Origin of the sequence: Actinokineospora sp. NBRC 105648, from assembly GCF_030269645.1 — a bacterium.
Classification (GTDB): Bacteria; Actinomycetota; Actinomycetes; order Mycobacteriales; family Pseudonocardiaceae; genus Actinokineospora.
Genome location: NZ_BSTR01000011.1, coordinates 1 through 26090, shown reverse-complemented (window position 1 = coordinate 26090; position 26090 = coordinate 1). Strand labels below are relative to the sequence as shown.

25 protein-coding genes and 1 pseudogene are annotated in these 26090 nt (G+C 72.0%); 15 read left to right on the top strand and 11 right to left on the bottom strand.

Features of this window, described 5'->3' with window-relative positions; all coding sequences use genetic code 11:
- Nucleotides 1-10 precede the first annotated feature (10 nt).
- On the top strand, nucleotides 11-1006 hold the full coding sequence (locus QSK30_RS12840; RefSeq protein WP_285502557.1) for a TIGR03842 family LLM class F420-dependent oxidoreductase: 996 nt from the start codon (nucleotides 11-13) through the stop codon (nucleotides 1004-1006).
- 333 nt (nucleotides 1007-1339) lie between these two features.
- Here QSK30_RS12840 and QSK30_RS12835 read toward each other — a convergent pair whose 3' ends face one another.
- Nucleotides 1340-2200, bottom strand: a complete 861-nt coding sequence (locus QSK30_RS12835; RefSeq protein ID WP_285502556.1) for a polyphosphate kinase 2 family protein — start codon at nucleotides 2198-2200, stop codon at nucleotides 1340-1342.
- A gap of 122 nt (nucleotides 2201-2322) precedes the next feature.
- On the opposite strand from QSK30_RS12835, the gene rocD reads away from it, so the two are divergent.
- A complete protein-coding gene (gene rocD / locus QSK30_RS12830) occupies nucleotides 2323-3540 on the top strand; it encodes an ornithine--oxo-acid transaminase (RefSeq protein ID WP_285502555.1) in 1218 nt (405 codons plus the stop codon).
- A gap of 55 nt (nucleotides 3541-3595) precedes the next feature.
- On the opposite strand, the gene QSK30_RS12825 is transcribed toward rocD, so the two are convergent.
- Both QSK30_RS12825 and QSK30_RS36860 read right to left on the bottom strand, forming a co-directional pair.
- Nucleotides 3596-3958, bottom strand: coding sequence for a DUF6886 family protein (locus QSK30_RS12825; protein ID WP_285502554.1), 363 nt, complete (start codon nucleotides 3956-3958; stop codon nucleotides 3596-3598).
- A gap of 13 nt (nucleotides 3959-3971) precedes the next feature.
- Nucleotides 3972-4136 (bottom strand): annotated as a pseudogene (locus QSK30_RS36860) (DUF6886 family protein); the annotation flags it as partial.
- A 128-nt stretch (nucleotides 4137-4264) separates the two neighbouring features.
- Between QSK30_RS36860 and QSK30_RS12820 the strand changes: the two are divergent.
- The 3 genes from QSK30_RS12820 (at nucleotide 4265) to QSK30_RS12810 (ending at nucleotide 6935) form a co-directional block, all read left to right on the top strand.
- On the top strand, nucleotides 4265-5887 hold the full coding sequence (locus tag QSK30_RS12820; RefSeq protein ID WP_285502553.1) for an ATP-binding cassette domain-containing protein: 1623 nt from the start codon (nucleotides 4265-4267) through the stop codon (nucleotides 5885-5887).
- A 73-nt stretch (nucleotides 5888-5960) separates the two neighbouring features.
- Complete coding sequence (locus QSK30_RS12815) at nucleotides 5961-6635, top strand: phosphatase PAP2 family protein (protein ID WP_285502552.1); 675 nt, start codon at nucleotides 5961-5963, stop codon at nucleotides 6633-6635.
- 117 nt (nucleotides 6636-6752) lie between these two features.
- Nucleotides 6753-6935 (top strand): hypothetical protein, encoded by a 183-nt coding sequence (locus QSK30_RS12810; RefSeq protein ID WP_285502551.1) that lies wholly within the window; start codon nucleotides 6753-6755, stop codon nucleotides 6933-6935.
- A gap of 10 nt (nucleotides 6936-6945) precedes the next feature.
- On the opposite strand, the gene zapE is transcribed toward QSK30_RS12810, so the two are convergent.
- Nucleotides 6946-7980, bottom strand: a complete 1035-nt coding sequence (zapE, locus tag QSK30_RS12805) for a cell division protein ZapE (protein WP_285502550.1) — start codon at nucleotides 7978-7980, stop codon at nucleotides 6946-6948.
- An 87-nt stretch (nucleotides 7981-8067) separates the two neighbouring features.
- Here zapE and QSK30_RS12800 point away from each other — a divergent pair, with 87 nt between their 5' ends.
- A complete protein-coding gene (locus QSK30_RS12800) occupies nucleotides 8068-8784 on the top strand; it encodes a pyrimidine reductase family protein (protein ID WP_285502549.1) in 717 nt (238 codons plus the stop codon).
- Nucleotides 8785-8825: 41 nt separating this feature from the next.
- Nucleotides 8826-9917, top strand: a complete 1092-nt coding sequence (locus QSK30_RS12795; RefSeq protein WP_285502548.1) for an ATP-dependent DNA ligase — start codon at nucleotides 8826-8828, stop codon at nucleotides 9915-9917.
- On the opposite strand, the gene QSK30_RS12790 is transcribed toward QSK30_RS12795, so the two are convergent.
- Entirely contained in the window at nucleotides 9914-10750 is an 837-nt protein-coding gene (locus QSK30_RS12790; RefSeq protein WP_285502546.1) for an EamA family transporter, read from the bottom strand. The genes QSK30_RS12795 and QSK30_RS12790 overlap by 4 nt on opposite strands.
- A gap of 580 nt (nucleotides 10751-11330) precedes the next feature.
- Here QSK30_RS12790 and QSK30_RS12785 point away from each other — a divergent pair.
- Nucleotides 11331-12863, top strand: a complete 1533-nt coding sequence (locus QSK30_RS12785) for an alpha/beta hydrolase (protein WP_285502545.1) — start codon at nucleotides 11331-11333, stop codon at nucleotides 12861-12863.
- Nucleotides 12864-13721: 858 nt separating this feature from the next.
- Here QSK30_RS12785 and QSK30_RS12780 read toward each other — a convergent pair.
- Complete coding sequence (locus tag QSK30_RS12780) at nucleotides 13722-14357, bottom strand: DUF6319 family protein (protein WP_285502543.1); 636 nt, start codon at nucleotides 14355-14357, stop codon at nucleotides 13722-13724.
- A 112-nt stretch (nucleotides 14358-14469) separates the two neighbouring features.
- Between QSK30_RS12780 and QSK30_RS12775 the strand changes: the two genes are divergently transcribed.
- On the top strand, nucleotides 14470-14679 hold the full coding sequence (locus QSK30_RS12775) for a hypothetical protein (protein WP_285502541.1): 210 nt from the start codon (nucleotides 14470-14472) through the stop codon (nucleotides 14677-14679).
- On the opposite strand, the gene QSK30_RS12770 is transcribed toward QSK30_RS12775, so the two are convergent.
- Nucleotides 14676-14870: a DUF8847 domain-containing protein gene (locus QSK30_RS12770; RefSeq protein WP_285502539.1), complete on the bottom strand. Its 195-nt coding sequence runs from the start codon at nucleotides 14868-14870 to the stop codon at nucleotides 14676-14678. The two genes, QSK30_RS12775 and QSK30_RS12770, sit on opposite strands and share 4 nt — an antisense overlap.
- A gap of 249 nt (nucleotides 14871-15119) precedes the next feature.
- Nucleotides 15120-16163 (bottom strand): DNA polymerase domain-containing protein, encoded by a 1044-nt coding sequence (locus QSK30_RS12765; RefSeq protein WP_285502538.1) that lies wholly within the window; start codon nucleotides 16161-16163, stop codon nucleotides 15120-15122.
- Nucleotides 16164-16254: 91 nt separating this feature from the next.
- On the opposite strand from QSK30_RS12765, the gene QSK30_RS12760 reads away from it, so the two are divergent.
- The 5 genes from QSK30_RS12760 (at nucleotide 16255) to QSK30_RS12740 (ending at nucleotide 19335) form a co-directional block, all read left to right on the top strand.
- On the top strand, nucleotides 16255-16593 hold the full coding sequence (locus tag QSK30_RS12760; protein WP_285502535.1) for a hypothetical protein: 339 nt from the start codon (nucleotides 16255-16257) through the stop codon (nucleotides 16591-16593).
- 29 nt (nucleotides 16594-16622) lie between these two features.
- Nucleotides 16623-17066, top strand: coding sequence for a peptide-methionine (R)-S-oxide reductase MsrB (gene msrB, locus QSK30_RS12755; RefSeq protein WP_285502727.1), 444 nt, complete (start codon nucleotides 16623-16625; stop codon nucleotides 17064-17066).
- Nucleotides 17067-17224: 158 nt separating this feature from the next.
- Nucleotides 17225-18160: a TIGR04222 domain-containing membrane protein gene (locus QSK30_RS12750; protein WP_285502533.1), complete on the top strand. Its 936-nt coding sequence runs from the start codon at nucleotides 17225-17227 to the stop codon at nucleotides 18158-18160.
- Between the two features lie 33 nt (nucleotides 18161-18193).
- Complete coding sequence (locus tag QSK30_RS12745) at nucleotides 18194-18997, top strand: MbnB/TglH/ChrH family RiPP precursor modification enzyme (RefSeq protein WP_285502531.1); 804 nt, start codon at nucleotides 18194-18196, stop codon at nucleotides 18995-18997.
- Nucleotides 18994-19335 carry an SCO6045 C-terminal-like domain-containing protein gene (locus tag QSK30_RS12740; protein ID WP_285502530.1) on the top strand — a complete coding sequence of 114 codons (342 nt, stop codon included), beginning with the start codon at nucleotides 18994-18996 and terminating at the stop codon, nucleotides 19333-19335. Before QSK30_RS12745 ends, QSK30_RS12740 begins: the two co-directional genes overlap by 4 nt.
- A 51-nt stretch (nucleotides 19336-19386) precedes the next feature.
- Here the strand turns inward: QSK30_RS12740 and QSK30_RS12735 are convergent, their stop codons facing one another.
- Nucleotides 19387-20139: a VOC family protein gene (locus QSK30_RS12735; protein ID WP_285502528.1), complete on the bottom strand. Its 753-nt coding sequence runs from the start codon at nucleotides 20137-20139 to the stop codon at nucleotides 19387-19389.
- A gap of 410 nt (nucleotides 20140-20549) precedes the next feature.
- On the opposite strand from QSK30_RS12735, the gene QSK30_RS12730 reads away from it, so the two are divergent.
- Nucleotides 20550-23729, top strand: coding sequence for a S8 family serine peptidase (locus QSK30_RS12730; protein WP_285502526.1), 3180 nt, complete (start codon nucleotides 20550-20552; stop codon nucleotides 23727-23729).
- A gap of 15 nt (nucleotides 23730-23744) precedes the next feature.
- On the opposite strand, the gene QSK30_RS12725 is transcribed toward QSK30_RS12730, so the two are convergent.
- Complete coding sequence (locus QSK30_RS12725; protein ID WP_285502524.1) at nucleotides 23745-24995, bottom strand: CoA transferase; 1251 nt, start codon at nucleotides 24993-24995, stop codon at nucleotides 23745-23747.
- The gene (gene hemQ / locus QSK30_RS12720; RefSeq protein WP_285502522.1) at nucleotides 24992-25684 is read right to left on the bottom strand and encodes a hydrogen peroxide-dependent heme synthase; all 693 of its coding nucleotides are present in this window, start codon (nucleotides 25682-25684) and stop codon (nucleotides 24992-24994) included. Before hemQ ends, QSK30_RS12725 begins: the two co-directional genes overlap by 4 nt.
- Nucleotides 25685-26090 lie beyond the last annotated feature (406 nt).

The window sequence follows — 26090 nt, the reverse complement described above, 5'->3', positions numbered from 1 at the left end:
GGAGCGGACCGTGGACTTCGGAGTCGTGCTGCAAACCGACCCACCCGCACGCGAAGTGGTGCGCCTGATGGTCGCGGCCGAGCGGCACGGGTTCAGCCACGGCTGGACGTTCGACTCGGTCGTGCTCTGGCAGGAGCCGTTCGTCATCTACTCGCGGATCCTCGCCGAGACCAGCACCCTGGTCGTCGGCCCGATGGTCACCAACCCGAGCACCCGCGACTGGTCAGTCACCGCGTCGCTGTTCGCCACCCTCAACGACATGTACGGCAACCGCACCGTCTGCGGCATCGGCCGCGGCGACTCCGCACGACGGGTGATCGGGCAACCACCGGCGGACTTGGCGGTGCTGCGGGAATCCATGCACGTCATCCGCGAACTCGCGTGCGGGCGGGAAGTCACCTACGGCGGCGCGCCCGTGCGGATCCCCTGGGTGCACGACGGCGCGCTGGAGGTGTGGATGGCCGCCTACGGCCCCCGCGCCCTCAGATTGGTGGGCGAGCACGCCGACGGCTTCATCCTGCAAACGGCCGACCCGGCCATCGCCCGGTGGACCATCGACGCGGTCCGCACCGCGGCCACGGCGGCGGGCCGCGACCCGACGTCGATCACGATCTGCGTCGCGGCACCGGCCTACGTGGGAGACGACCTGGCCCACCAACGCGACCAACTGCGCTGGTTCGGCGGGATGGTGGGCAACCACGTGGCCGACCTCGTCGCCAGGTACGGCGAATCCGGCCCGGTACCGCACGAGCTGACCGACTACATCAAGGGCCGGGCCGGCTACGACTACACCCACCACGGCCGAGCGGGCAATCCATCCACCGAGTTCGTCCCCGACGAGATCGTGGACCGCTTCTGCCTACTGGGACCGGAATCGGCACACGTCGATCGATTGATGGAACTCAAGAAACTGGGCGTCGACCAGTTCGCGGTCTACCTGATGCACGACCAGAAGGACGAAACCCTGACCGCCTACGGCGACAAGATCATTCCCCAGTTTCGCTGAAGCAGGAACAAAAGGACCGCAGGTTAGCTCGAAGGGCTGAAGCCACTGCCCACCAACGGCCACTACCCAGCCAAGTGCTCGATGGGCTGAAGTGGCTTTGTTCGGGGAGAAAAGAGGCGCTAGCCTGGCTCCGGCGTGGGTGATCCCTTTCCCACCCGCTTCACCCCGGCGCCTCTTTTCTTAGGGGCCCCGAACAAAGCCACTTCAGCCCATCGAGCAACCCCCGCCAACCAAGCAGCCCATCGAGCAGTTGGCAGCGACTGTGCGGCTCGTGCGGGTGGGAGCTGGAAGAAAGTCGAGGTTTCGTGTGGCTCCACGGGCGCGATCGCGGTGTCAGCTCAGGGGATCGGCTTCGTTGAGCCGGGCCAGCTCGGCCGCCACGTCGTAGTCCGGCTTCGGCAGTTGCGGGTCCAGCTCGGTCAGCGTCTCCAGCAGGATGTTGGCCACCGCCCAGTTGCGGTACCACTTGCGGTCCGCCGGGATCACGTACCACGGCGCCGCTTCCGTGGAGCAGCGCGCGAGGGCCGCGTCGTAGGCCTGCTGGTAGGCGCTCCACTTCGAGCGGGCCTGGATGTCGCCCGGGTTGTACTTCCACTGCTTCTGCGGGTCTTCGAGCCGGGCGACGAGGCGCGACTTCTGCTCCTCCGGTGAGATGTGCAGGAAGCACTTCACCACCGTGGTGCCCGCCGCCGCGAGTTCGGCCTCGAAGTCGTTGATCTGGTCGTAGCGGGCGGACCAGATCTCCTCCGGCACGAGCGACTCGACCCGCACCACCAGCACGTCCTCGTAGTGGGAGCGGTCGAACACACCCACGTACCCCGGGGGCGGCACCTGCTTGCGGATCCGCCACAGGAAGTCGTGCCGCAGCTCCGCGCGGGTGGGCTTCTTGAACGAGGCGATGCGCAACCCCTGGGGGTTCACCAGGCCGCACACGTGGTCGATGGTGCCGCCCTTGCCGGAGGTGTCCATCCCCTGCAGCACCAGCAGCACGCTCCGGGTGCCGCCGCCGAAGACGCCCTCGGCCCACAGCGCCTCCTGGACCGCCGCGAGCCGGGTGCCGGTCTCGGCCAGCGACTCGGCCGCGTCGGACTTCGACGCCGGTCCGACCGGTGTGTCGCGCGGCGACAGGTGGATCCCCGCGCCCGGACGTACCCTCAGGGAATCCCGCACCGAGGCGGCCTTCTTCTTCGCCATGGGGGCAGGATAAACCCCCACGCAACGATCGGCCGCGCGACGGGCCGATGGCGCAATGAATAGGCGCCGAAAGCAACGCTCGACGGATGAATCCGACGTGATTCAGGACATAGCCTGAAGACATGACCGCCACCGTCTCCACCACCGCCGCCGACTACATCGCCCTGGACGAACGGTGGAGCACGCACAACTACCACCCGCTCCCGGTCGTCATCGCCGAGGCGGAGGGCGCCTGGGTCACCGACGTCGCGGGCAAGCGCTACCTGGACTTCCTGGCCGGCTACTCCGCGCTCAACTTCGGCCACCGGCACCCCGCGCTGGTGGCCGCCGCGGTCGAGCAGCTCGGCAAGGTCACGCTGACCAGCCGCGCGTTCCACCACGACCAGCTCGGCCTGTTCTGCCGCGAGCTGGCCGAGCTGACCGGCACCGACCTCGTGCTGCCGATGAACTCCGGCGCCGAGGCCGTCGAGTCCGCGCTCAAGGTCGCCCGCAAGTGGGCCTACCGGGTCAAGGGCGTGCCGGAGAACACCGCGGAGATCATCGTCGCCGGGTCGAACTTCCACGGCCGCACCACCACGATCGTCTCCTTCTCCACCGACGAGACCGCCCGCGCCGACTTCGGGCCGTTCACCCCGGGCTTCGTGACGGTCAAGTACGGCGACGCCGAGGCCCTCGAGTCCGCCATCACCCCGCGCACCGCGGCGGTCCTGGTGGAGCCGGTGCAGGGCGAGGCGGGCGTGGTCGTGCCGCCCGCCGGTTACCTGCGCGAGGTGCGCAGGCTGTGCGACGAGCACAACGTGCTGCTGGTCGCCGACGAGATCCAGTCCGGGCTGGCCCGCACCGGCACGCTGTTCGCCCTCGACCACGACGGCGTGCGCGCCGACCTCTACACCCTCGGCAAGGCCCTCGGCGGCGGCATCCTGCCGGTGTCCGCGGTGGTCGGCCGGGGCGACGTGCTGGGCGTGCTCCGGCCGGGGGAGCACGGCTCCACCTTCGGCGGCAACCCGCTCGCCTGCGCGGTCGGCCGCGCGGTGGTCCGGCTGCTGGCCACCGGCGAGTTCCAGGACCGGTCAGCCTCCCTCGGCGCGTACCTGCACCGCGCGCTGGGGGAGCTGGTCGGTCGTGGCGTCGCGGAGGTGCGCGGCCGCGGCCTGTGGGCGGGCGTGGAGATCGCCCCCGGCGGGCCGGAGGGTCGCGCCGCCTCCGAGGCGATGATGGCGCGCGGCGTGCTCTGCAAGGAGACCCACGACACCACCCTGCGGGTCGCCCCGCCGCTGGTGATCACCGAGGCCGAGATCGACCGCGGCGTCGAGGTCATCGCCGAGGTGGTCGGGCGCTGACCGGGACACCCCCGAGCCCCTGGGCGGCCGAGTGCAAGGGCCTCGGCCGCCCGGGTCACACCTCCCGGCGCGGTGCGGCGTGGCGCAGGCGGATCCCGCTGAACCCCAGTGTGCTGCCGATGACCGCGTCCCAGAACGGCCACAGGTTGTCGTAGACCCGCAACTGGATCCCCGCCTCCTCGTGCAACGCGAACAGGTCACCAACCCGCTCCGGCGGGCCGATCGGGTCGACGGCCTCGGTAGCGACAAACGCGTGCGGAACCGGTTGGCCGAACGCGGTACACGCGGCCGCAGGCAACCGGTAGGCATAGAGCTCCACCGTGCGCATTGCCGCCAGCCAGCCGTATTCGACCGCGTGCACGCGGTCGAATACCCGGCCCGAGCAGGCGCTCGGCATCAGCTGCGGAAGTCGACGCACCCACCCAAGCCAACGCACGCGGGCATTGGCGCGGGAACCAGTAATCGGGCGCGAGCTCGGCGTCCACCGCCCAGACATAGGGCTCAGCCTCCCGCGCGGTGGCCGCGCGGTGCGGAGTGAACCGGGTGATCGTCGGATCTTCGGAGAAGTGCAGGACTTGGCCGGCTTCCGGTCGCATGCCAGTGTTCTATCGGATCCAACGGGTGGCGGTTTCCTCGTTGTCCAGCCTCTCCTGTCCAGCCCCTCCCGGCCGCCGCCGGTGGAATGCGTTCGCCGCGATCGGGTCCGGTGCGCGACCATCTGCGGGTGGGACACCTCGAAGCGATCGGCCTGTCGTACACCCTGCCCGACGGCAGGGTGCTGTTCCGCGACGCCGGGCTGAAGGTCGGGGCCGGGCAGGTCGTGGCCGTGGTCGGTGAGAACGGCGCGGGCAAGACGACCCTGTTGCGGATCATCGCCGGCGAGCTGACCGCCCCCGACGGCGGCGTCACCGTGCGCGGTGGGCTCGCGGTGATGCCGCAGTTCGTCGGCTCCGTGCGCGACGACCGCTCCGTGCGCGACCTGCTGCTCTCGGTGGCACCCGCGCCGCTGCGGGCCGCGGCGGCCGAGCTGGACGCGGTCGAGCTGCAGCTGATGGAGACCGACGACGAGGCCACCCAGCTGCGCTACGCCACCGCGCTCGGCGACTACGACGAGGCGGGCGGGTACACCACCGAGGTCCTCTGGGACACCGTCACCGTGGCCGCGCTGGGGGTGGGCTACGACAAGGCGCGCTTCCGCGAGGTGCGCACCCTCTCCGGCGGCGAGCAGAAGCGGCTGGTGCTCGAGGCGCTGCTGCGCGGGCGGGAGCAGGTCCTGCTGCTCGACGAGCCGGACAACTACCTCGACGTGCCCGGCAAGCGCTGGCTGGAGCAGCGGCTGGCCGAGTCGGCCAAGGCGGTGCTGCTGATCAGCCACGACCGCGAGCTGCTGTCCGCGGTCGCCACCCAGGTGGTCACCGTGGAGGCCGGGACCGCCTGGACCCACCCCGGCGGCTTCGCGACCTGGAACGAGGCGCGCGAGGCGCGCTGGGAGCGGGTGGCCGAGCAGCAGCGGCGCTGGGACGAGGAGCACGCCAAGCTGCGCGAGCTGGTCCGCTCCCTGCAGCGGGCCGCCACCATGAGCGACGCGATGACCAGCCGCTACCGGGCCGCGCAGACCCGGTTGGCCAAGTTCGAGGCGATCGGGCCGCCGCCGGTGCCGCCGCGCCCGCAGCGCGTGCAGCCCCGGTTGACCGGCGGGCGCACCGGTGTCCGGGCGATCACCTGCGAGCGCCTGGAGCTGACCGGGCTGATGCAGCCTTTCGACACCGAGGTCTTCTTCGGCGACCGGCTGGCGGTGCTGGGCTCCAACGGCTCGGGCAAGAGCCACTTCCTGCGCCTGTTGTCCGATGTGGACAGTGTCGCGCACACCGGGGTGTGCAAGCTCGGTGCCCGCGTGGTGCCCGGCCTGTTCGCCCAGACCCACCAGCACCCGGAGTGGGTCGGCCGCTCCTTGGCCGACATCCTCTGGCACGGCGACGGCGACCGCGCGGGGATGGACCGCGGGTCCGCCGCGGCCGTGCTGAGCCGCTACGGCCTGGCCGCCGCGGGCGACCAGCGCTTCGAGACGCTCTCCGGCGGCCAGCAGGCGCGGTTCCAGATCGTGCTGCTGGAACTCTCCGGCGCGACGCTGCTGCTGCTCGACGAGCCCACCGACAACCTCGACCTGCACTCGGCCGAGGCGCTGCAGGACGCGCTGGACGCCTTCGAGGGAACGGTCGTCGCGGTGACCCACGACCGGTGGTTCGCCCGCTCGTTCGACCGGTTCCTGGTGTTCCGGTCAGACGGCGTGGTGTCCGAGGTGGACCGCCCGGTGTGGGACGAGAGCCGGGTGCGGCGCGCGCGGTGAGCGCGCCGTGGAGAGTCCGTGCAGGGGTTGTGGAGTCGGGCGGTGAGCGCGCGCCGGTGGGCATAGTGGCGGTGTGCGACGACTGCTGCCCCCGGAACTGACCAGGCCCGCCACCGCCGTGGCGGTGCTGTGCTTCGCGGCGACGGCGGCCCTGGGCGTTGCGGTGGCCGGCGGGACGGCGGAGGGTCCGTGGGACGCCGCCGCGTTCGACGCCCTCGACCGGCTCTACGGCGCGCTGCCCGGTGTGGTCGAGCCGGTGTCGCTCACCACCAACCCGGTGGTCATGATCGGCCTGCTGGTGGTCATCGCCGCGGTGGCCCTGGTGCGGGGCCGACCCGAGGTCGCGCTGCTGGCCGCGGTCGGGCCCGCGCTGGCCGCCGGGGTCAACACCTGGCTGCTCAAACCGCTCTTCGGCCGCACCCACGACGACTACCTCGCCTACCCCAGCGGGCACACCACGACCTTCGTCTCGATCATGGCGGTGCTCACACTGGTGATCTCCGCGAACGCGCCGCCCGGCCGGCGGGTCATCCGGACGGTGACCACCGCCGGTGTCTCCTTCGTCCTGTTCGCGGTGGCCGCCAGTGCCATCGTCGAGCTCCGGTACCACTACCTGAGCGACACTCTCGGAGCCCTGTCGTGGGCGGTCGGAGCAGTGATAACGGTCGCGGCGGTGATCGACCGGTGCACCCGCCGCACGCGCGCGGCACGCCAACCGGCCGTCGCGCACACCACTGTCGCAGAGTGACCGGTTCACCCGGACCATTCACCCAACGTAGCGACGGGACCACCGTGCGGCGTTACTGCGCAGCAGGCGTACCGTGCGTAACCTGGCAGAGCCCCCGCGCCAACGGAAAGGATGGCGGTGACCGACACACCCATCTACGACCAGATTCGCCAGGAACTGCGCGCCAAGCCGGACACCGGGGACCCGGCGCCCCGCTCCCGGCAGCGCGGCGAGCCGGACTCCGGCACCGGCGTCTCGGTCTGGGCACTGATCGACGAGCACCGCGTCCCCGGCGACAAACCCGGCCGCAGGCGGGCCTGACCCGAGGTGCCTAGGCCCGGGCACCCGGCAGCGAAGCCGCGTCCCGGGACAGCGCCACCAACCTGCTGACCGCCCTGAGGTACTTCTTGCGGTAGCCCCCGCGCAGCATCTCGTCGGTGAACAGCGCCGACACCGGCTCCCCGGACACCACCACCGGGATCGCCCGGTCGTAGAGCCGGTCGGCGAAGGCCACCACGCGCAGCGCCACGTCCTGACCGGACAGCGCGCGCACCCCGCGTAGGTGCACCGCGGCCACGCCGTCGACCAGCTTCCCGTACCGGGACGGGTGCAGCGTGGCCAGGTGGCCGCAGAGCGCGCCGAAATCGTCCACTGTGGACCCGGGGACGGCTGCCGCGCTGGCGGCCAGCGCACCGTCGGCCATCGGCGGCGGCGCGTCGGGCAGGCCGCGGTGCCGGTAGTCCGGCCCGTCCACCCGCACCACGTCGAACCGCGCCGAGAGGGCCTGGATCTCGCGCAGGAAGTCCTCGGCGGCGAACCGCCCCTCGCCCAGCTTGTCCGGTAGCGTGTTCGAGGTCGCCGCGACCGAGACCCCCGCGTCGATCAACTCCGAGAGCAGCCGGGTCACCAGCATGGTGTCGCCCGGGTCGTCGAGCTCGAACTCGTCGATGGCCAGCAGGCGGTGCCCGCTCAACCGCGCCACCGCCTCCCGGAAGCCGAGCGCGCCGACCAGGTTGGTCAGCTCGACGAACGTGCCGTACGCCTTGGACCCGGGCACCGCGTGCCAGATCGAGGCGAGCAGGTGGGTCTTGCCGACCCCGAACCCGCCGTCGAGGTAGAGCCCGGACTTGCCCGCGGGCTTCCCGCCCCCGAATACCCGCTGGAAGAACGACTTCTCGCCCCGGTCCCCCACCCGAGCGGCGAACCCCTCACCCGCGGCGACCGCGGCGGCCTGGCTGGGCTCGTCGGGGTTGGGGACGTAGGTGGCGAACCGGACGTCGCCGAACCGCGGCGGCGGGGCGAGCTCGGCGATCAGCTCCTCCGCGCCGATCACCGGATCGCGGTCGACGAGCCTGGCGGCGGACATGCCGGCAGCGTAGCGGCGTGCTGGGATGGACCCGTGCACAGGCTGTGGTCCACCTCCCCCGTTTCCCCAGGTCAACCATCACCCGATGTGGTGGACGACACCGAGCTGGAACGCCTCTACGACTACCCGGACGACCTCGACCGGGCGTGGGTGCAGGTCAACTTCGTCAGCAGCGCCGATGGCGCGGCCGCCGTCGGCGGTGTGTCGGCGGGCCTGTCGAGCCCGGCGGACAAGCGGATCTTCGCGCTTGGCCGCGACCTGGCCGACGTGCTGCTCGTCGGCTGGGGCACCGCGAACGCCGAGGGCTACCGGGGCGTGCGACCCGACGAGGTGGACACCGCCCGCCGGGCCCGCCTCGGCCGCGCGCCGCTCCCCCCGATCGCCGTGGTCACCGCGCGCGGCTCGGTCCCCCCGGACGCGCCGCTGATCACCGACACCCGGGTGCCACCGATCATCGTCACCACCGAGGCCGCCCCAGCCGACCGCCGCGACGCCTGGCGCGCGGCGGGTGCGGACGTGGTCGTGGCGGGCGAGTCCGAGGTGGACCTGGCGGTGGCGCTCGCCGCGCTGTCCGAACGCGGCCTGCGCCGGGTGAGCTGCGAGGGCGGCCCGACGCTGTTCGGCGCCATGATCGCGGCGAACCTGGTCGACCAGCTGTGCCTGACCGTGGCACCACTGCTCGCGGGTGGCAAGGCGGGCCGGATCGCGGTCGGCCCCCAGGCGGTGCCGGTGGGGTTGGCGCTGGCGTCGGTGCTCACCGAGGCCGACTACCTGATGCTGCGCTACCGCCGGACGACCGCCTGATCCCGTCCGGAAGCCGGCGCGCAGGGCGCTGAAGAGGCAGTATGTGGTCCGTGGCGCTTCCGCTGACCCCGCCGGTCCAACCGATGCTCGCCAAGCCCGCGAAGTCCATCCCGGACGGCTCCGGCCTGGTGTTCGAGCCCAAGTGGGATGGCTTCCGCTGCCTGGTCTTCCGCGACGGCACCGAGGTGACGCTGCAGTCGCGGTCGGGCAAGCCGCTCAACCGCTACTTCCCCGAGGCCGCCGCCGCGCTGCTCGACGCCCTGCCCGACCGGGTGGTGGTGGACGGCGAACTGGTCGTCGACCTCGACGGCAGGCTCGACTTCGACGCCCTGTCCGAGCGCATCCACCCCGCCGCGAGCCGGGTGAACATGCTGGCGGAGAAGACCCCGTCCCGGTTCATCACCTTCGACCTGCTCGCCCTCGGCGACGACCTGCTGCTCGACACCCCCGGCGTCGACCGCAGGCGGCGGCTGGAGGACGTGCTCACCACCACCGACTCGGTCCACCTGACCCCGGCGACCACCGACGCCGACCTGGCCAGGCAGTGGTTCACCATCTTCGAGGGCGCGGGCCTCGACGGCGTGATGGGCAAGCCCGCCGACGGCCCGTACACGCCGAACAAGCGGACCATGCTCAAGTTCAAGCACTCCCGCACGGCGGACTGCGTGGTCGCGGGCCTGCGCTGGCACAAGGACTCGGTGCCCGGCGAGGCCATCGGCTCCCTCATGCTCGGCCTCTACGACCACACCGGCTCCCTCAACCACGTCGGCGTGGTCGGCTCCTTCACCGTCGCCCGCCGCCGAGAGCTCGCCGAGGAACTGGCCGAGCTGATGGTCAACGGCGCCGACGAGCACCCGTGGGCGAGCAAGGAGCACGACATCGCCCGCATGCCCGGCTCCATCAGCCGCTGGCGCACCACCGAGCAACCATGGGTCCCCCTCCGCCTGGAACGCGTCGTCGAGGTCGCCTACGAGCACACCGAGGGCGGCTACCCGAGCCGATTCCGGCACACCGCCCAGTTCCAGCGCTGGCGCCCCGACCGCGAGCCCACCTCGTGCACCTACGAGCAGCTGGAGGAACCGGCCCGCTACGACCTGGACTCCGTCCTGCGCGGCGAGGTCAAGGCACGCTAGGGCTGCGGCTTCGCGTACCGCGTCGCCCCAGCCGAAGCGGCGACCACACAGCAAATAGCCACCCACTGCAACGGCCGCAACGCCTCGTGGAGCACCACCAACCCCGCGAGCGCGGCAACAGCGGGCTCCATGCTCATCAACACCCCGAACACCCTCGGCGGGATCTTCCGCAGGGCCTCGAGCTCCAGCGAGTACGGGATCACCGAGGACATCAACGCCACCCCGGCCCCCACCGCCAAAACCCAGGGCTGCAACAGGTCCACCCCAGCCCCGACCACCCCGAACGGCGTGATCAACAAGCCCGCCACCACGGTCGCCAGGGCAAGCCCGGAACCGTCGGAGGTCCGCGAGCCGAGGGCCGCGCTCAACAGGATGTAACCCGCCCAACACACCCCGGCGGCCAACGCCAACAGCAGCCCGACCACCGACACCGACCCACCGGACTGCGACAACAACACCACGCCAGCGGCGGCGAGCAACGCCCAGAGCCCATCGAGCCACCGGCGGGACCCCACCAACGCGACCGCCAACGGCCCCAGGAACTCCACGGTCACCGCGATACCCAGCGGAATCCGCTCGATGGCCAGGTAGAAGCACAGGTTCATCACCCCGAGCACAACGCCGTACCCCAGGATCACCGGCAACGCCCGCCGATCAACCCGCAACGACGGACGCCACACCAGAACCAAGATCAGCGCGGCGAACACCAACCGCAACGTCACCGTCCCAGCCGCACCGGCGGTGGAGAACAGTTGCTTCGCCAGCGCCGCCCCAACCTGCACGCTGACGATCCCGATCAACACCTGAGCGGTCGGCGGGATAGCCCCGACCATGCGCGGAACCCCGGCCGTCACCCCACCCCACCAGGCCCCAGCCGCCCGCCCCGCCCGATCCACTCGCACCACGACCACCGCCGCACCGTACCCGGCACACGTGATTTCCCCCCACGCATTACCCCCGCCCCCACCACTTACCCCGCCCCCCATCACCCGCTACTGCCCACCTGCCCACCTACCCAGCCCCCCAGCCACTGTCCACACTCGCCCACCCAGCCTCCGCCCTCCCAGACCTCAAGGCCCAACCTCCACAGGCATCCCCATCCCCCTCCCCAACCGGCACAGCCCCCCACACCCCACCCCGCAGACCACCCCGCCCCCTGCATCCCATACGCAGCCAAAACACGGGCTGAGGTGGTGTGTCAAGGCATCTTTCCCGCCTTGACACACCACCTCAGCCCGTAGTCACACTTGGCGTAGGGGATACAGGACCCCGGGCGAGAGAACTCATGGGACCCCAGGCGAGAGAACTCATGAGACAGGGCCCACGGGGACCAGAAACACGAAGAGAACACACCGAGTCATCACAACACCCATGCGAAGCTCACCAGGAAACCACCGAGAGGACGGCGCAAGAGTGAGGTTCGGACGCGGTACCTGGCTGGTACCGCTGGCCCTGCTCACCGCCTGCACCGCAGGCCCTTCCGCCCGACCGGGCATCGTCGTCAACGACGGTGGCACGCCTCCCTCGACCAGCGGCCAGCCCACCGCCGCCCCGGTCCCCCCGCTCACCGAGCCGACCAGCTCCGCGATCCGCTGGGCGCCGTGCGGCCCCGAGGTCGCCGAACGCGTGGTCACCCCGGCGGGCACCAAGGTCGACTGCGGCCGGGTGCGGGGCGTGCTGGACTCCCCGTACACCCCGGGCCGCGGCACCGTGCCCATCCAGCTGGTCCGGATCGGTACCGGTCCGATCCCCGTCCTCGTCGTGAACGACATCGACGGGATCCCGGGGACCGCCTACGCCGGGCAGCTGGCCGCGAGCCTGCCCGCTGACCTGCTGACCAAGTTCTCCCTGATCGGCCTCGACCGGCGCGGCACCGGCAACCTGGACTCGGTCCGCTGCCTGCCCGACGAGGTCCGCTCGGCCATCGTCGACACCGACCCGCGCGAGCTGGACGTCGAGGGCCTGGTCGACCAGGCGCGCACCGCGGGCCAGCAGTGCTCGATCACGCTGGAGACCCGGCTGCCCGCGATCGACACCTGGCGCACCGCGGGCGACGCCGAGGCGGTCCGGATCGCCCTGGGCGTCGACCGACTGCACGCGATCGGCCACGGCGAGGGCTCGCGGGTTCTGTCGGTGTACGCCGAGCGCTACCCGAGCACCGTGGGCCGGATGGTCCTCGACGGCCTCCCCGACCCGAACCAGGACGCCGCCGTAGCCCTGGAAGGCGTGGCGGCAGGCGCCGACGCGACCTACGCCGCGTTCGCCGACGACTGCGCGAAACGCGCCTGCGAGCTGGGCGCCAACGCCCGCCAGGCGCTCACCGAGGTGCTGGCCCGGGCAGCCACTGAGCCGCTGGTCACCGCCACCGACATCGAACTCAACCCCGGCGTCGTGCTGCGCGCGGTCTACGCCGGACTCGGCGACCGCAAGGCGTGGCCCGCGCTGTCCAAGGCACTGGCCGACGCCCGCGGCGGCACCCCGGACGGCCTGGCGGCGCTGGTGGCGCCGGTCATCCAGGAGCACGCGGGCCTGCCCGCCACCTTCGACGTCACCCTGGTGACCCGCTGCAACGACACCAAGTCCCGACTGTCCACCGAGGCGATGACCGGCGCGGCCAAGAGCTGGAACACCCGCTACCCGATCTTCGGCGCCCTGGTGTCGGAGTGGCTCGCGGTGTGCAGCCCGTGGCCGGTGCCCTCACAGCCGGTACCCGCGCCCACGGCCCCGACGGCGCCGCCGATCGTGGTGCTGGGAACCGCGACCGATCCGGTGACGCCGTTGAGCGGGACTGAGCACGCGGCCAGCCAGTTGGTCACGGCTGCGCTGGTGACGTGGCAGGGGGCTGGGCACGGGGCGTTGGGGTTCTCGTCTTGTGCCACGGATGCTGGGGTGGGGTTCTTGGTGGAGGGGAAGGTACCTCGGGACGGGACTGTCTGCCCGCCTTGAGTTGCCTGCCGCTTCTTTGCCTGGGCTGCGTCTAGGACTCGCTTGAGCGCTGCCGTCTTCGTTGCGCGAGTTGCGAGTATGGGCTCGAGGACGTGCGTCGGGGGTTGCCGTCTTCGTTGCCCAGGTAAGAGCGGGGGCTCGATCTAGTGAACTCACTTCGCGCGGGGCCCCTAGAGCACCGCGGTGGTGAAAAAAGGGCGGGTGAAGGGCATTCCCCACCACCGGCAAGTTTAGCGGTGCTCTCCCCCCACACGAAGCGAGTCCACTAGATCGAGCATCCGTAGCGGGGCCGGCGGTACCAGCGCGGTCGGCCTCACCGCTGCGGGCTGGTGGGGGCGGGCTCTCCGCTCCGCTCCTAGCGGCCGTTGCGTACCAGCGGGGGCGACCTCCGGCTGCGGCATCAGCGAGGCAGCCTCTCCGCTCCTAGCGGCCGTTGCGTACCAGCGGGGGCGGCTTCCGGCTGCGGTACCAGCGGAGCGGCCTCTCCGCTCCTAGCGGGCGTTGCATATCAGCGGGGCGGCCTTCGGCTGCGGTAACAGCGCGGCAGCCACTCCGCGCCGCTCCTGGCGGGCGTTGCGTACCAGCGGCAGCGGCCTTCAGCTGCGGCATCAGCGTGGGTGGCCTCTCCGCTGCGGTTGGGTTGGAGCGCCGATCCATTGCGGTGTCGGCGGTTCCAGCGAGGGGCGGGAGTTTGCTTCGGTTGGGGTTGGGCCCAGGTCCCTTCGCGGCTTGGGACCCGGTTGCGGTGTGGCGGGAGCGGGATTCCCCAGCGGGCCTTGGCTTCCAGCTCGGTTCTCTTCGTGCTCGTTCGCCCAGTTCTCGTCGTGCTCGTTCTCGCCCGGTCTCGCAGCGCTCGTTCTAGCCCAGTTCGCGTAGTGCTCGTTGCGCGGCTTCCAGTTCCGCCTTCAGCTGTTCGACTCGCTTCAGTTGGCGTTGTTTGGACGCTTCCAGGGAAGCGCCGATGGCCTCGCCGACCGCCGGTGGCAGGGAGCGGGCCGCGCGGGCGATGTCGCCCGCTGGGACTGGGGTCCAGCGGACGGTGCGTTTCTTGCCCACCAAAACATCCACGGTCCACTCGCCCTCCGGGGTCGAGTGCAGGGTCACCGTCACCTCGGCCGGTTCGCGCCTGCGTGGGGTGGGGCGTGCCTTCGGTCGTTCCGGGGCTCCGGGTTCGATGCCCACCACGACCTCGGGCTCGGTGGGTTCCGGTGCCGCAGGCTCCGGCTCCGGCTCCGGGACGTACGCGGGCTTCGGCTTGGGTGGTGGCTTCGCCACGGTCAGCTCGGCCGGGGAGAAGGACAGCACGTCCCGGGAGCCGGTGGGGCGGACCTGGATGAAGTCGCCCTCGGCTGGTTCGTCGAAGGCGACCACCTTCGCCTGGCCGCCGCTGGTGACCCCGACCGCCTCGTCGGTGAACCAGACCGGTGTTGGCTTGCCTGCCGCGAGGGCGGCTCGCAACCGGTCGAGGTCGTCTGCCGTCAGTGCCTTCGCCATCGGTGGCTCCTCCCGATCATGATCGGCCGTAGTCTGCCGGGTGGCACCGACAGTCACCCCTTCGGGCGACTGCGGATGCCCGCCGGGGGCTCTCGACCTAGCTTTGGCGACCGTGAGCGCTCGGTACCTGTGGTGGCGCAGCTGCTATGACGGCGTGCTGCACGCCTTCCCGATGGCGGCCGGGTCCCGGCTGGCCCACCGGCACTACCGCGCGTCCTGCACGCACGCGGCGCCGCCGGACCTGGCGGGTGTGGAGGACGGGGGGCCGCGGTGCGCGCTCTGCGTGCTGATCATCGGCGGGCCGTCGCCGGAGCGCGACTAGTCCTCGCGCAGCCGGTACTCGCAGCCGTACTCGAGGGCGTACTGCAGGTCGTAGTGGTGCACGATCTTGGGGCCACCGTGCAGGTGCACGTGGGTCACTGTGGAGCGCGGATCGGCGAGCACGCCGTCCACCGTGTCCACCCGGCCGTCGAGGGGGCCGCCGACGTAGCGGACGAGGTATGTGTCCGACATTGCTGGTTCCCCTTCCCTGTTTCCCGTTCCGGCAGTGTAAATCCTCGGACTGACGTTTTCGCGGGTCGAGACAGGTCCACCGCGCGCGTCAACCGGACGGAGCAACGTTCGTGCGTACCAGCGACATTCCCCGTATCGTGCGGGGCTTCCGGCGCGCCGGAGCGGGCGCGGTGGCGGGTTGACACGGCACAGTGGAGCGTCCACGTCGGGTGGCGCTCCAGCACCGACGTGCTCAGCCGATCGGCCGGCTCAGTCGTTGCGCGCCTTGGACGGCTGGACGCGCTTGGGCTCCCCGGGCATCTTCGGGTAGTCCGGCGGGTAGGGCAGGTCGCCCAGGTCGTCGTCGCGCTCGTGCCGCTCGACGAGCTCCATCAGCGGTTCCAGCGAGTACGCGCGCTCGGCCACTCCCGCGTGCAGGTCGCCGACGGCGGCGAAGCGGGCGGGCATCGTGAGCACGGTGAAGTCCTCCGGGCGCACGTCGGGCAGCTCGTCCCAGGTCACCGGCGCCGACACCTGCGCGCGCGGGGTGGGGCGGACCGAGTACGCCGAGGCGATCGTCCGGTCGCGGGCCATCTGGTTGTAGTCGACGAAGATCCGGCTGCCGCGCTCCTCCTTCCACCAGCTCACCGTCACCTTGTCCGGCAGCCGCCGCTCCAGCTCGCGGCCCAGGGCGATCAGCGCGCGGCGGGCCTCGACGAAGGTCCAGCGCGGCTCGATCGGCACGTACAGGTGCACGCCGCGGCCGCCGGAGGTCTTCGGGAACGCGGCCATGCCCAGCGAGTCGAGCAGGGCCCTGGCCTCCAGCGCCACCGCGACCGCGTCGGCGAAGTCGGTGCCGGGCTGCGGGTCGAGGTCGACGCGCAGCTGGTCGGGGTGGTCGACGTCGGCTCGGGTGACCGGCCACGGGTGGAAGGTGAGCGTGCCCAGGTTGGCCGCCCAGGCCACCACCGCCAGCTCGGTCGGGCACACCTCGTCGGCCGGGCGCCCGCTGGGGAAGGTGATGCGCGCGGTCTCGACGTAGTCGGGGGCGCCCTTGGGGACCCGCTTCTGGTAGAACGCGTCACCGGTGTGGTCGCCGCGGGTGGAGAGCTTGGCGCCCTCGAACACCCCGCCCGGCCAGCGCTCGAGGGTGGTGGGGCGCTCGCGCAGCGCGCCGAGGATGCCCGGGCCCACGGCCAGGAAGTACTCGACGATCTGCCGCTTGACCAAGCCGAGGTCGGCGAAGTACGGCTTGTCCGGATTGGACACTCGCACGGTCCGGCCGCCGACCTCGATCTCCACCGCTGGTGCCATGGCGCCAGCCTACGGCCGGGCCCCACCGCACGCGCGTGATCCACGCCCCCGGCGGGTCCATTTCCGGGGCCGGGCAGGCTACCGTGGTGTCATGGGCACGACTGGGACCTACGGGGGCTCTGACGACGACGCGCGCCCGACGGCCCCCCAGCCACCCAAGGACCGCTTCGCCGACGACCTGATCGGCCTGGACCCGGCCGACCCGGAGGCCAAGGCGTTCGCCGAGCACCTCGACCGGGTCGAGCAGGTGGCGCCCAGCTACACCGTCGAGGGCTACCTGGGCCAGGTCCGCGACTTCGCCGAGTCGGCCAACCGGCTGGGCGGGCACCACCGGCTCACCGCGGGCATACTCGCGGCCCTCATCTTGTTGGGCGTGGTGGTCGCCGCGTGGGACGCGTTGGTGTTCATCGTCGGCGTGCTGTTCGGCTGAGCTGGGGAGCGAGGAGAGCACGAGTGGGTATGAAACCGGTCGTCGGAGCGTCGGCGCGGGTCGTCAAGTCCGAGCAGGAGTGGCGGGCGCAGCTGGACCCGCGCGAGTACGCGGTGCTGCGGCAGGCGGGCACCGAGCCCGCGTGGGTGGGTGAGTACACCGACACCAAGACCGTCGGGGTCTACCAGTGCCGCGCGTGCGGGGCGGAGCTGTTCCGCAGCGACACCAAGTTCGAGTCGCACTGCGGCTGGCCGTCGTTCTTCTCGCCGCTGGCGGGCGAGAGCATCGTGCTGCGCGAGGACCGCGAGCACGGGATGGTGCGCACCGAGGTGCTGTGCGCGAGCTGCCACAGCCACCTGGGCCACGTGTTCGAGGGCGAGGGCTACCCGACCCCGACCGATCAGCGCTACTGCATCAACTCGATCTCGCTGGCCCTGGTCCCGGACACCTCAAGTCCAGGTCAAGAAGCCTAAATCCTGCCCACGGAACCCCTAAATCTAGCTCAAGGGCGCTTGTGCCCGCGGTCACAGCGGCCCGAGCATGGTGCGCACCGGAGCGGATGAACCCGGTGATGTGAAAGGGAACGGGCGTTCACTCAGGAGGCCCGCTCCCGAATCGGGTAGGGGGCGGGATGAATGAACCGTGGGGTATCGCAGGGCCCGATTTCCTGAGGGTGTACCTGGTCGGCGCGGCGTTCGCGATCCTGATCGCGGGCGCCGTGCGGATCATGGCCCGGACCGGCGCCGCGGCGCATCGGACCGGGACCGGTCAGCTCACCGTGGCGGAGCTGGCGTACCTGGCCGGGGGTGCTCGACGGGTCGTCGAGCTGTCCGTGGCCAGGCTGCTGGACGCGGGCAAGCTGCGGCCGAGCCGGGGCGGTCGGGTCCAGGCGGTCGAGGGGGCCGCCTCGGGCACCGACCCGGTCGACCGGGCGGTGCTGGCGGAGACCCGCAGGCACAAGCACCGCTCGGTGAGCCTGGTCGTCGACCGGGTCGTCCAGCTCCAGGCGGTCACCTCGACCGCTGACGCGCTGGTCGCCAAGGGGTTGTTGGTCGACCGCCGGGCCGCCCGGGCACGGCTGTCCGCGGCACCGATCGCGGTGCTGTTCGCGGTGGGGCTGGTGCGGTGGGTCAACGGGGTGTCGCAGGGGCGCCCGGTCGGCTGGCTGTCGGTGGCCCTGCTGGGCACGCTCGTGCTGCTGGTCGCGGTGTTCCGCACGCCGGTGCCCGAGCGGACCTACGCGGGCACCCGGCGGCTCGCCGAGGCACGGCAGGCGGCGCGGCACTCGCGCCAGGCGCCGCCCGCCGATCCGAGGATCACCGACTACGCGCTGGTCGGGGGCGTGGCAGGGATGGTGGCCCTCGGTGGCCTGGCGAGCTACCCGGACGCGGACATCGCCTCCGCGCTCGAGTTCCACCGGGTGCCCGCGGCCTACGCCGCGGGCGGGGGGCCCGGTGGCTCGAGCGCGGGGTGCGGTGCCGTGACCGGCGGTGGCTCGTGCGCGGGTGGGGGCGGGGACGGGGGCGGCAGCAGTGGCTGCGGCGGGGGTGGTGGCTGCGGCGGGTGACGCCCAGGGGGTGTCGAGGGGGAGGATGACGGCATGGGTGAGCGACTCGGCGTGGGCATCGGCTGGCGGTCGGAGATCGACCTGACCGTGGAGCGGCTGCCCGGCGTGGACTTCGTGGAGGTCGTGGCGGAGAACCTGCACCACGACCACCTCCCGGAGTCCCTGCGGATCCTGCGCGAGCGGGGTCTGCCGGTCCTCCCCCATGCCGTCTCCCTGTCCCTCGGCGGCGCCGACCCGGTCGACCCGGCGCGCGTCGAGCACCTGGCCGCGGTGGCCCAGCTGCTCGACGCGCCGCTGGCCAGCGACCACATCTGCTTCGTGCGCGCGGGTGGGCTCGACTCCGGGCACCTGATGCCGGTGCCGCGCACCCGCGACGCCCTCGACGTGCTGACCGCGAACGTGCGGACCACCCAGGCCGGGCTGGGGGTGCCGCTGGCGCTGGAGAACATCGCGGCGCTGCTGGAGTGGCCGGACGCCGAGCTCACCGAGGCCCAGTTCCTCACCGAGCTCGTCGAGCGCACCGACTGCCTGCTGCTCATCGACGTGGCCAACATGTGGGCCAACGCCCGCAACCTGGGCCAGGACCCGGTGGACCTGCTCGACGGCCTGCCGCTGGAGCGCGTCGCCTACGTGCACGTGGCGGGCGGCGTCGAGATCGACGGCGTGTACCACGACACGCACGCCCACCCGGTCCCGCGGGAGGTGCTCGACCTGCTGGCCGAGCTGTGCGCGCGCACCGAGCCGCCGGGTGTCCTGCTGGAACGCGACGACCGCTACCCAGCCGACGCGGTGCTGGCCGACGAGCTGGCCGCCATCCGCGCCGTGGTGCGCGCGTGAGCGACACCGCGCGCGACCGGCTGGCGGACAAGCAGGCCGAGCTGCTGCGCGCGCTGCTGGCGGGCGGCCCCGCGCCCGCGGGCTTCGACCAGCGCGCCCTCGACGTCGAGGCCACCGCCCTGCTGGCCAAGCGCAGGCGGGTGGTCGCCCAGATCGCCCCGGAGGCGGCCGGGGACCTCGGGGACCGCTTCGTGCCGCTGTTCGACGAGTACGCCCGCGCGCACCCGCGCCGAGACGGCTCACGCGCCCGCGAGGACGCCGCCGCCTTCGGTGAGTGGCTGGTCGCGCGGGGCGAGACGGCCGCGCCCCGCCGCCGGTGGTGGCGGTTCGGCCGCTGACGCCCACCCGGGCGGCGACACCTGGAGCGGTGCCACCACCCGGGTCGTGGATCAGGCGCCCGCGGGCGGCTCGATGACGACGAATTGCGCGCCCTGGTCGTCGGTCACGAGCGCCTGCTTGCCGTACGGGGTCGGGTAGGGACCATCGACGACCGACCCGCCGAGGTCGCGCACCTTCTCGATCGCTGCGTCGGTGTCGGCGACCCGGAAGTAGGTCGTCCAGTAGCCGGGCTTGCCCTGCTCGACGCCGATGCCGCCGACCTCGGGCTCGCCCTCGGCCAGGTGGATGGTGGCGTACTCCTCGCCGAGGTCGGTGTAGGCGTAGCCGAAGACCGAGGAGTAGAACTGCTTGGCAGCGGCCAGGTCCGAGCTCTTCTGGTCGTTCCAGGTGAGCGAACCGGGCTCGTTGGCCAGGTTCGTGCCGGTGTGCTTCCCGGACTGCCAGAGCCCGAAGAGCCCGCCGGTCGGGTCCACCGCGACGGCCATCGTGCCCAGGTCGGCGACGGCCATCGGCTCGACCAGCACCTGCCCGCCCGCGGCGGTGATCTTGGCGGCGTCCGCCCCGGCGTCCTCAGTGGACAGATAGGTGGTCCACGCCGAGGTCTGCCCCTCCTGCAGCGGGCCGAGGCCCGCCACGTGGGCGTCGCCGACGAAGCAGTTGGCGTAGCCGCCGAACTCCGGTGGGCCGACCTCGATCCGCCAGCCGAACAGGCCGCTGTAGAAGCGGGTGGCCCGCTCGACGTCGGTGCCCAGGTCGACCCAGCAGGGGGTGCCCACGGGCCATGAGGTGTTGCGGGTGACCATGTCTGAATCCTCCGTGCGAAGTGGAATGTCCGGTGTGGCTGTCCGGGGTGCGGGGTCCGCGCTCGCGGGCAGCGCCAACGCTAACCCCGACCGGTGACAGTCCGGGGGCGCGATCCGGGTGTCGATCGGGTGAACGCCCGGGTGAGCGATCTCCGTACGCGCGTGCGGGAAGACAATCGCCCCTGTGGGCGAATGCGGTGATCGCGGTTCGGTTCCGCGTGGGGGCCAACTGGCGAAGAATGTCCAGCGACCCGTCGTGGTCTGATTTCCGCGCAATCTTGTCAACTCTTCGGCGGATTGTGATGCGACAAGATCACCGCTAGTTTCTCCCGCACCGGGGGAATAACTTCATCAATTTCACACGGCACGGCCCCGGTCAGTCCACAAGGGAAACAAAGACCGGGGGTCCCATGCGCAAACGCACGACCGCGGCAACGATCACGGCGGCACTGATCCTGGGGGTGTTCTCCGCGACCACCCCGAACGCCGGGGCCGAAGCGGCACCGCGGGCCGAGTCAACCGCCCAGGGCCACACCATCACGCTCATCACCGGGGACCGAGTCCTGCTGCCCCAGGCGGGCGGCAAGCCCGTCATCCTCCCGACCGCCGAGCGGAAGGGGATCACCTACCAGACCCGGACCGTCGACGGGCACACCCACATCGTCCCGCTCGACGCGCTCGCGCTGATCCGCGCGGGCAAGCTCGACGAGCGGCTCTTCGACGTGACCACCCTCGCCGAGGCGGGCTACGACGAGCGCACGAGCGAGCTGCCGCTCATCCAGACCGGCCCGGCGACCCGTGCCGCGGGTGTGCGGTCCGAGCGCGCGCTGAACTCGGTCGGCGCCCGCGCGCTCAGCGTCGACAAGGCGTCCCTCGCGGGCTCCTGGAAGGCGCTCACCGCGGGCGGCGGCAAGCTGTGGCTCGACGGCAAGCGCGCGGCACTGCTGGACCGCAGCACCGCCCCGATCGGCGCCCCCGCGGCCTGGCAGGCGGGCCTGACCGGCAAGGGCGTCAAGGTCGCCGTGCTCGACACCGGCATCGACACCACCCACCCCGACCTCCGGGGCAAGGTGGCCCAGCAGCGCACCTTCGCCGAGGACTCCGACGCCATCGACCACGAGGGCCACGGCACGCACGTCGCCTCGATCATCGCGGGTGGCGGCGCCAAGTACCGCGGCGTCGCCGACGGTGTCCAGCTGCTCGACGGCAAGGTCCTCGGCGACGGGGGCTTCGGCCGCGAGTCCTGGATCATCGCGGGCATGGAGTGGGCCGCCGAGCAGGGCGCCGACGTGGTCAACCTGAGCCTGGGCGGCCTCGACGGCCCGGAGGTCGACCCGGTCGAGGAGGCGGTCAACCGGCTCTCGGCGCGGACCGGGACGCTGTTCGTCGTCTCGGCGGGCAACTCCGGCGCCGCGCGCACGATCGGCTCGCCGGGCAGCGCCGAGGCCGCGCTGACCGTGGGTTCGGTGGAGCGCGACGACACCGTCTCCCCCTTCTCCAGCCGCGGCCCCCGGATCGGCGACGGCGGCGTCAAGCCGGACATCACCGCGCCCGGTTCGGGCATCGTGGCGGCCGCGGCCGCGCAAGGCCAGATCGGCGACCCGGTCGAGCCCGGCTACGTCCGGCTCTCCGGCACGTCGATGGCCGCCCCGCACGTCGCGGGCGCCGCGGCACTGCTGGCCCAACAGCACCCGGAGTGGACCGGCGCGCAGCTCAAGGCGGTGCTGACCGCCTCGGCCAAGCCCACCGCGGGCGCCGGGGTGTTCGACCAGGGCTCCGGCCGGGTGGACGTGGCCAGGGCGCTGACCCAGGCGCTCACCACCACGCCCGGCTCGCTGAGCCTGGGCACCCAGCTGTGGCCGCACGACGACGACGTGCTGGTCAGCAAGGACCTGACCTACCGCAACGCGGGCACCCAGCCGGTCACCCTGGACCTGAGGGTCGAGGCGGCCGACCCGAACGACAAGCCCACCACCGTGTTCAGCCTCTCGGCGAACCGCGTGACGGTGCCCGCGGGCGGCACCGCGTCGGTGCGGGTCACCGGCGACACCCGCCGCGGTGGCGTGGACGGTGCCTACTCCGGCGTCGTCGTGGCCACCGGCGGCCAGGGCGTGCGCACCCCGGTGGCCATCGACCGGGAGGTCGAGAGCTACGACCTGACGCTGCGCTATCTCGACCCGGACGGCAAACCCACCCAGGACTGGAACACGCTGGTGGTGCCGGTGGACGGCGAGGGGGCCTTCAGCGGCACCGCGGACACCGGCGGCCTGTTGAAGTTCCGCCTGCCCAAGGGCCGCTACATCCTGCACAACACCTACTTCGGGCCGGCAGGCGAGGTGCTGCTGCTCCCCTACCCGGCCTACCGGCTCACCGAGTCGGCCGAGGTGGTGATCGACGCCAGGCAGACCGGGAAGGTGTCGGTCACCCCGCCGGACCCGAGGGTGCCCGTGCAGGCCGTCCGCACCGGGTTCGACCTCGCCATCGGGGACCTCCAGGCGAGCTTCGGCGTCCTCGGCCCGAACCTGGCCGGTCTGGGGGTCGGGCACCTCGGCCCCGAGCTGTCCGCGCGGGAGTTCCTCTGGGCGCTGGCCACGACGTTCACCGACGAGCACAACTACTACGACCTGGCGTTCTTCCGGGAGAAGTCGGCCCCCCGCGGGTTCGACCGAGTCGTCGCGCGCCGGGAGGTGGCCGTGATGCACACCTCGGTCGGGAAGCACCCGCCGGGCACCGAGGTGGTCCGGGCGCAGTTCCCGATCGCCCTCGACGGCCGCGGCGGCGGCCCCACCATCGGCTGGCCCGCGGGCGACCAGGTCACCGAGCACCTGCTGGCGGCGAACACGGAGTGGGTGGGCTACACGGTGATCACCGGGGAGCCCGCGCTCGAGGCGCAGTGGCTGACCGAGCCGCTGCGGCCCACGGCGGGTCGGACCTACTGGCTGCGCGCGAACGTCGGCACCTTCGGCCCGGGTCTGCCCAAGACGCGTCTCCCGTGGGTCGAGCGCTTCCGGGACACCGTGCTGGTCGACCTTCCATTGTGGACAGACGGCGCGGGCAACGCGGGTGCCTCCGCCACGACCAGCGCCCACACCGCGCTGTACCGGGATGGCAAGAAGCTCGGTGAGTCACCGGTCGCCGGTCGCGGCCTGTTCACCGTCCCGACCTCGCCAGGCAGCTACCGCCTGGTCACCGAGGGCGCGCGCGACCCCCGGTTCGAGGTGAGCACCAAGGTGTCGGGCACGTGGACCTTCCGGACCACCGCGGCGGAGCTGGAGACCATCCGGCTGGCGGCGATCCGCTTCCACACGTTCCTCGACGCCGACAACGCGGCGCCGACCGGTGCGTACGTGGTGCCGGTGAGCCTCCAGCTCGAGGACGGAACCACTGCCCAGCCCAGGAAGCTGACAGTGGACGTGTCCTACGACGAGGGCAAGACGTGGCAGAAGGGCCGCTTGGTCGGCCACTCCCTGCTCGTGCTCAACCACCCGGCACGCGCCACGTCGGTGTCGTTGCGGGCCTCGGCCGAGGACGGGCGTGGCAACTCCGTGGAGCAGACCATCATCCGCGCCTACCAGCTCAAGCAGCGCTGACACCTGGGCGGCGGCTCACCACCACTGTGGCGAGTCGCCGCCTTGCGTTCGCGGCCCGTGCCGCCACGTTGTTGTCGTGTCCGGGAAGCGCACGTGCTTCACTCTCCCAAAGGGACTATCCACTTCAGATAGAAATTGCTCGACCGGCGCGGCCGACTCGGACGAGTCGACGCGGCCGAGCGAGTCCAGCCAGTGCGCGGTGCGGGCCAGCGAGACCCGGACGTGCCACGTGCCGCCCTCGGTCGCGCGCCTGCGCAGCGCGGTGAGCACACCCAGCGCGGCGAGCCAACCGGTGCCGTGGTCGAGGGCCTGCGCGGGCAGCGGGACCGGCTTGTCGACCTCGTCCCGGTGGGCGATGCCGGACGCGAGCTGGACCAGGCTGTCGAACCCGCGCCGGGCCCGCCACGGTCCACTGTGGCCATAGGCGGACAGGCTCACCAGGATCCCGCCCGGCGGCAGGTCGGCGACCCCAAAACCCTTGTCCGCCAACGAGTCCGGCCGGAAGGACTGGATCATCACGTCGGCGTCGGAGAGGAGATCGTGCAGCGTCGCGCGACCACCGTCGGTCCGCAGGTCAACGTGCGCGCTGCGCTTGCCGAAGCCGGTGTCGATCACCAGCGGCCGCACCGTGGGCAGGTGCGCGGCACCCACGTGCAGCACGTCCGCGCCGTAGGCGGCCAGCGTCCGCCCGCACACCGGCCCGGCGATCACGTGCGTCAGGTCGAGCACCCGCACACCCGCCAGCGGCCGGTCCGCGGCAGGCAGCACCTTGCGCGGGCCATCGCCGACCCGCTCCACCGCGACCAGGGGTTCAGCGGCCACGGCGATGCCCTGCGGGTGGGCCGCCCACTCCGCGGGCGAACGCAACGACGACGCGACCCCGCCCGCGGCGATCACGTCCTCGACCACCGCGAGCGCGGGCAGGCGGGCTACAGCCGCAGCGACGTCCTCGCCCAGCACGGCCACCGCGGCCGCCTCGTGGTGCGGGTAGTTGCAGTGCAGCCGCACCCAACCGTCGGCCGCGCGGTAGTCACCGGACAACGGCCCCCACACCTCGCCGGGCGACGCCTCGTCGACGGTCAAGTGCCGCTCGCTCCGGAACGCCTCGACCGCGTGCCGAACGTCGACCACCACCGGCTCGGGCGCGGTTCCCCTGTCCCGCAACAACTCCGCGGCAGCGTCCGCCACCATCCCGACACAGGACGCGGCGAGGTGCGCCACCCGATAGGGCCCGGCGACGACCCGCTCGTCCCCGACCAGCCTCACGGCAGGTTCGCGACCAACTCGGCGGCGGGCACCCGGGTGCCGGTGTAGAACGGGATCTCCTCGCGCACGTGCAGCCGCGCCTCGGTCCCCCGCAGGTGCCGCATCAGGTCGACGATGCGGTGCAGCTCGTCGGCCTCGAAGGCGAGGATCCACTCGTAGTCGCCCAGCGCGAAGGAGGCCACGGTGTTCGCCCGCACGTCCGGGTAGTCGCGCGCCTCCTTGCCGTGGTCGGCCAGCATCTTGCGGCGCTCGTCGTCGGGCAGCAGGTACCACTCGTAGGACCGGACGAAGGGGTAGACGCAGATGAACTTGCGCGCCTCCTCCCCGGCGAGGAACGCGGGCACGTGACTCCGGTTGAACTCGGCGGGCCGGTGCAGCGCGACCTGGCTCCACACCGGAGTCGACACCCGCCCGAGGGCGGTGCGCCGGAAACCGCTGTAGGCGGCCTGCAACTGCTCGACCTCCTCGGCGTGCCACCAGATCAGGTAGTCCGCGTCGGCCCGCAGCCCGGCCAGGTCGTACACCCCCCGCACCACGACCCCCTTACCCTCCAGGGCGTCGAGGTACTCAGCGGTCTCGCTGGCCGCGGGCCCCCGGTCATCGGGCAACCGCCCCGGCTCGATCCGGAAGACCGACCACATGGTGTATCGGATGGTGTCGTTGAGCTCGGCGTAGTTCAGGCGGGCCATGGCGCCCATCGTCCCACCCCCACCCGACGACGGGCACGCCCAGGTGTGCAGCGCCACGCCCGCCGCCGGTACCGCTTCGCACGGCAGGTCCCGGGGGATACGACCACCTACTCCCGCCGTCGGCAGGCGTACGACGGAGACCCCCGCGTGCGCCTTCCCCGGCAAGGCCGGCCATGCTCCTGCCCCAGCCACGACATGGCAGCTACCAACACGGTTAGTCACGACGCAGTCAGGCACAACGCGGTTAGGCACGACGTGGTTAGGCACCCAGCCCGGCACCACCCAGCCCGGCACCACCCAGCCCGGCACCACCCAGCCCGGCACCACCCAGCCCGGCACCACCCAGCCCGGCACCACCCAGCCCGGCACCACCCAGCCCGGCACCACCCAGCCCGGCACCACCCAG

Bases quoted from the DNA above. Each gene is read 5' to 3' on its own strand.
- QSK30_RS12835 (WP_285502556.1), bottom strand. From the start codon at position 2,200: ATGGCGAAGAAGAAGGCCGCCTCGGTGCGGGATTCCCTGAGGGTACGT.
- rocD (WP_285502555.1), top strand. From the start codon at position 2,323: ATGACCGCCACCGTCTCCACCACCGCCGCCGACTACATCGCCCTGGAC.
- zapE (WP_285502550.1), bottom strand. From the start codon at position 7,980: ATGTCCGCCGCCAGGCTCGTCGACCGCGATCCGGTGATCGGCGCGGAG.
- QSK30_RS12795 (WP_285502548.1), top strand. From the start codon at position 8,826: ATGTGGTCCGTGGCGCTTCCGCTGACCCCGCCGGTCCAACCGATGCTC.
- QSK30_RS12790 (WP_285502546.1), bottom strand. From the start codon at position 10,750: ATGGTCGGGGCTATCCCGCCGACCGCTCAGGTGTTGATCGGGATCGTC.
- QSK30_RS12780 (WP_285502543.1), bottom strand. From the start codon at position 14,357: ATGGCGAAGGCACTGACGGCAGACGACCTCGACCGGTTGCGAGCCGCC.
- QSK30_RS12770 (WP_285502539.1), bottom strand. From the start codon at position 14,870: ATGTCGGACACATACCTCGTCCGCTACGTCGGCGGCCCCCTCGACGGC.
- QSK30_RS12765 (WP_285502538.1), bottom strand. From the start codon at position 16,163: ATGGCACCAGCGGTGGAGATCGAGGTCGGCGGCCGGACCGTGCGAGTG.
- QSK30_RS12760 (WP_285502535.1), top strand. From the start codon at position 16,255: ATGGGCACGACTGGGACCTACGGGGGCTCTGACGACGACGCGCGCCCG.
- msrB (WP_285502727.1), top strand. From the start codon at position 16,623: ATGAAACCGGTCGTCGGAGCGTCGGCGCGGGTCGTCAAGTCCGAGCAG.
- QSK30_RS12750 (WP_285502533.1), top strand. From the start codon at position 17,225: ATGAATGAACCGTGGGGTATCGCAGGGCCCGATTTCCTGAGGGTGTAC.
- QSK30_RS12745 (WP_285502531.1), top strand. From the start codon at position 18,194: ATGGGTGAGCGACTCGGCGTGGGCATCGGCTGGCGGTCGGAGATCGAC.
- QSK30_RS12735 (WP_285502528.1), bottom strand. From the start codon at position 20,139: ATGGTCACCCGCAACACCTCATGGCCCGTGGGCACCCCCTGCTGGGTC.
- QSK30_RS12730 (WP_285502526.1), top strand. From the start codon at position 20,550: ATGCGCAAACGCACGACCGCGGCAACGATCACGGCGGCACTGATCCTG.
- hemQ (WP_285502522.1), bottom strand. From the start codon at position 25,684: ATGGCCCGCCTGAACTACGCCGAGCTCAACGACACCATCCGATACACC.